The 3,974-nt window shown below is 59.2% G+C and carries 1 protein-coding gene and 1 pseudogene; one reads left to right on the top strand and one right to left on the bottom strand.

Features of this window, described 5'->3' with window-relative positions:
• The first annotated feature begins 228 nt into the window (after positions 1 to 228).
• Positions 229 to 779, top strand: a pseudogene (locus ACIP98_RS41995) (carotenoid oxygenase family protein).
• Between the two features lie 1,475 nt (positions 780 to 2,254).
• On the opposite strand, the gene ACIP98_RS41990 reads toward ACIP98_RS41995, so the two are convergent.
• Positions 2,255 to 3,046 carry a helix-turn-helix domain-containing protein gene (locus ACIP98_RS41990; RefSeq protein ID WP_401982119.1) on the bottom strand — a complete coding sequence of 264 codons (792 nt, stop codon included), beginning with the start codon at positions 3,044 to 3,046 and terminating at the stop codon, positions 2,255 to 2,257.
• Between the last annotated feature and the right edge of the window lie 928 nt (positions 3,047 to 3,974).

The following is a 3,974-nucleotide window of genomic DNA, read 5'->3' as shown; positions in this document are numbered from 1 at the left end:
GGCAACTGCATCGGCTTGCGAACAGTCCCGAGCATGCCCGCTGATCACGCTGGCGCACCGAGGAACTCCAAGATCCCCGACAGAGTCAAGCTGAGACGACCAGCACTCTGCGCGGCTTGGGATCCTGCCCGTCGGCGGCACCGCCGAACAGGTGCAGTGGATTGAAGCGCGCGGTGCTTCGTCTTTCACGTCCTCAACGCCTTCGACAACGCCGATGGCTCACTGACCATGGACGTCGTGCGCTACGACACCATGTTCGTCCACGACATCTGGGGACCCAGCGATGCCACACCGAGTCTGGTCCGTTGGACAGTGAACACCGACCGCGGCACCGTCAACGAAGAATTGATCAGCCAGCACCGTGTCGAGTTCCCCCGTATCGACCCCGCGCGGAGCGGGCGCCCGCACCGCTACAGATGGTTCGCATGCTTCAGCGCACACGGGCTACTGATCACCGACGACGTGGAACGCGACCCCATCGACGGCTTCGGCACCGGCCCTTTGATCAAGGTCGACACCCACACTGGTGACACCAAGATTCACGACTACGGCCCGGCCCGGGTACCCATGGAGCCCGCCTTCGTGCCCCGACCAAATGCCAAAGCGAGGACGACGGCTGGATCCTCTCGGTCGTTCATGACGCCAATGTCGACCGCGCCGAGTTTGTCGTTCTCGACGCTGCCGACATCACCACCACGCCCATCGCCAGGGTGCACCTGCCCAACCGTGTGCCATTCGGCTTCCACGGTAACTGGATCGACGACACTGAACTCGACTGACGTCTCGTCAGCCGTCTCTTCAGGTGGGTTGCGCACCGAACGGCTCGCTGCTGATCAGCGCCCCTGCCGCGTAGTGCGTCGTGGACCGAGTCCTTACGCCGGCGCGCCAAGCACAACGCGCGGGTCTGTCAAACGAATGGAACTTACAAGATTTCGTAGCCGGTGATCGCCCTAAACTCATTTGTGACATCGGCCATTTGCCAGTGCCACGCTGGCCGTGTGCCTTTTCGTGGGTCGACGTGCTGTCGCAACTGGCCGCGGTGCAGGTCAAGCGAGTGGAGGTCAGTGGGGGGGATCTGTTGCGGATCACGGCCCAGACCAGGGATGACGATCCGGCAGTGTGTCCGGAGCGCGGACAGGCGCGGACTGGGAGCGTTCACGGTAAGTGCGGCATGTCGCAGAGAGGCGGTAGGCGGTCAGGCGTGATCGATTAATCAGTACACCGACTGTACTGCGAGAATCCCGGCAGCGAGACGGTCACCTTCCCCGAGCAGGCCACCGGCCTGGCGCGCTACCAGCGTCGCACTCCGGCCTCAGCAGACGGTGGTCGACGGGATATGCGTTGCGCTGGCCGACTCGACCGGAACCCAGCTGCCGGGCAGACTGCACCACGTGCCGACCTGCATCGACGAGTTGCCCCTGTATACGGGGCACCGCTACACACGATCGTGATCGACGCCACCGTCGGCGAGCGGATCTAGGTGCTTCCGGACCGGAAAATATACCGCTCTCACGTTGCCTGGGCACAACGGTCGTACCCAGGGCGTCAACCACAAGATCAAGTTGCTCAAGCGACAGACCTACCGTCGCGCCGGACACTACTTCCTACGCCAACGCGTTTTCCTCATCTGCCCCAGAGCCCAGGGCGTCACCAAAAATTGGGTATGACCCGAGACCATACAGTCCCTTTCACGGTTATGAAGTTCGACTCCGCTGCTCCTATTGCCTCGGTTCATGGTTTTGGACCGAGGCCAACCTCTGGCCCCTGCCCAAGAGTTTCGGCCGTGGGGTCCGTATCGGGTAGAGAAGCAGGCTCCTTTATCATGAGGCCCGGCCCCGCACCGAGGACCGCAACCTCAAGAGCCGTGCGTGTGTAGACCTGAGCGGAACGTAGCAGCCGATGCATGAAAGGTGACATAGGAAGCATCCTGAGGTGGTGGGTGAAATTCTGGTCCAAGCCAGGCGAGGTGGAGGAGTCCAGTTGAGCGGCTGCGTATAAGTTCATTCACGAGAGCGTTGCGCCACACCCTGTGTGGATGGGGCCGTGCTTGGCTACTGTTCAAGCTGTGCACCCTCGTTCACCAAGGCTTCGAGGTAACGGATCGGATCAATTTTCCGTCATGGAGCAGCTACCATCGACCTGGAAATATATCGCATCTGAGACGAAGAACCAGTCGGCATAGCCCTATCATGTCTACCAACCGAAGTACAGGGGCGGCTGATGCCTGAACTGCCAGCTCGATTATGGTATGCCGTCAGGGTCTCTTCCCTAGTTCCCTCAAGTAAGCGGTAGGCGGGGAGCCGTAGGCGGCCTTGAATTTTCTAATGAAGTGACTCGCATCCGAGAAACACCAACGTGCCGCAATCTCCGCTATCGCGGTTCTCTTGCCTGGGTTCACTAGTTCATCGTGAGCCTCCTCCATGCGCCGCTGCCGGACGAATGCCATCACGGAATCTTCTGTCGCAGAAAAGCTCCGGTGCAACGTCCGAACTGACACTCCCACACTCCGGGCAACCACAGCGGGAGACAAGTCCTCACGTCCAATATTTTCTTCAATTATGATCTTAGCTGCCGCCACAATTGCCCCAGGGTGGTCATCCAACGCTAAACCGGGACGCTCCGAGACGATGCGCGTGAGCAGGCTTGCGCATGCCCCAAGCGCCATCTGCCGTGCCGTTGGCGACGCCTCCATTTCATTGCTGCTTCTCTTTATTACCTCGAGGTACCTAAGGAGAAATTTAACCTCAGGCATTGCATTGTCCGACACGTATGCCTGGTCAAGGACGTTTGTTGATCCGATGTACGGAAGTATTGCGTGGCGCGGGATCGAAATGACGTGGACAGTCGTGGCCGACGAACAGGAGAAACGCCAGGAAGCTTTCGAATCACGAACGCAGATCTGCCCCGGCTGGACGTAGTACGAACTTTTGTCCGCCTGAAACTCAATCCCCCCCGAGGTGACTACGTCGGCGATTATCGGATCCTGGGAAGAGTTGTTCCCAGATATCCCGGTAAGGGAATCGACGTAAATTTGGGCGGAGAGCAACCCATCGATTAGGTGACCGTCAGCGCTGAAACGGAATCCGCGAGATGCGGCGGAACGTGGGACGGCAAGCCGAGTGAGATGCGAGAAGGGGCCGTCTTGCCCAAAGGGACTATCATCCTCGGACAGAAAATACCGTTCGGAAGTTTCAGCTTGTTTTGCGCTCAGCCTTATCTCTGCGCGGTAAGTAATGGCGTTGTCGCGACTCAACATGGGTTTACTAAGCCTGCCAATCGCCGAATCTTCTGCATAGGTACATCGCCTTCCCATGTGGGAGGTGTCGAGTAATTGACGCCTAACAGCAGTGACCCGCGTCGCCACAGTCGCCGCCGGTCCTGCTATCGCGATGCAAGCTGAAGTGTACTACTAGTTCGACTTTCAACAACACTTAACGCTCCCCTGCGAAGCGCGTCGAGCACATGTGGCGTGCAGCTTCCATGAAGTGGCATACATTTACAATATGCATAAGCGCCATCGCAAGGCCGAGGCTGCGCCAATGAGTTGTTTGCACCAGATGGAAAATCGCGCCCTAATCGTCCACAGGATGCAGACCGGATAAGATCTTTGGGTCGTTCAACGAGATTCCAATGTCTCCACTCCGATGGGCACGGCCCGCCACCGGGTATGAGGAGTGGTCGCACACGCCACTGAGCGGTAATCGATGGGGACGGGGGCAGGGCCGTTTCAAAGTCGGGTTGATCATGTAGGTGTGCTGGTCACAGCGGTGTGACGATGTGCTGGTGGCCGCTACGAACGCATCGAAGCTCCCGTGGAGGGGGTGACCTTCCCAAGTCGCCCTGTCCAACCGGAGCTTCGATGTGCCGTCAGTCTGCCACTGAGCTTTTTCAGCGTTGCTTCTCCAGGGTGAGGATGGCTTTGGCTGCTGACGACAGGCGGTTGGGGCTGCAGCGGGCGTGGCGGAAGATGCGCC

The organism is Streptomyces sp. NPDC088354, from assembly GCF_044753585.1.
GTDB lineage: Bacteria > Actinomycetota > Actinomycetes > Streptomycetales > Streptomycetaceae > Actinacidiphila.
This window is presented reverse-complemented; position numbering and strand designations above follow the sequence as displayed.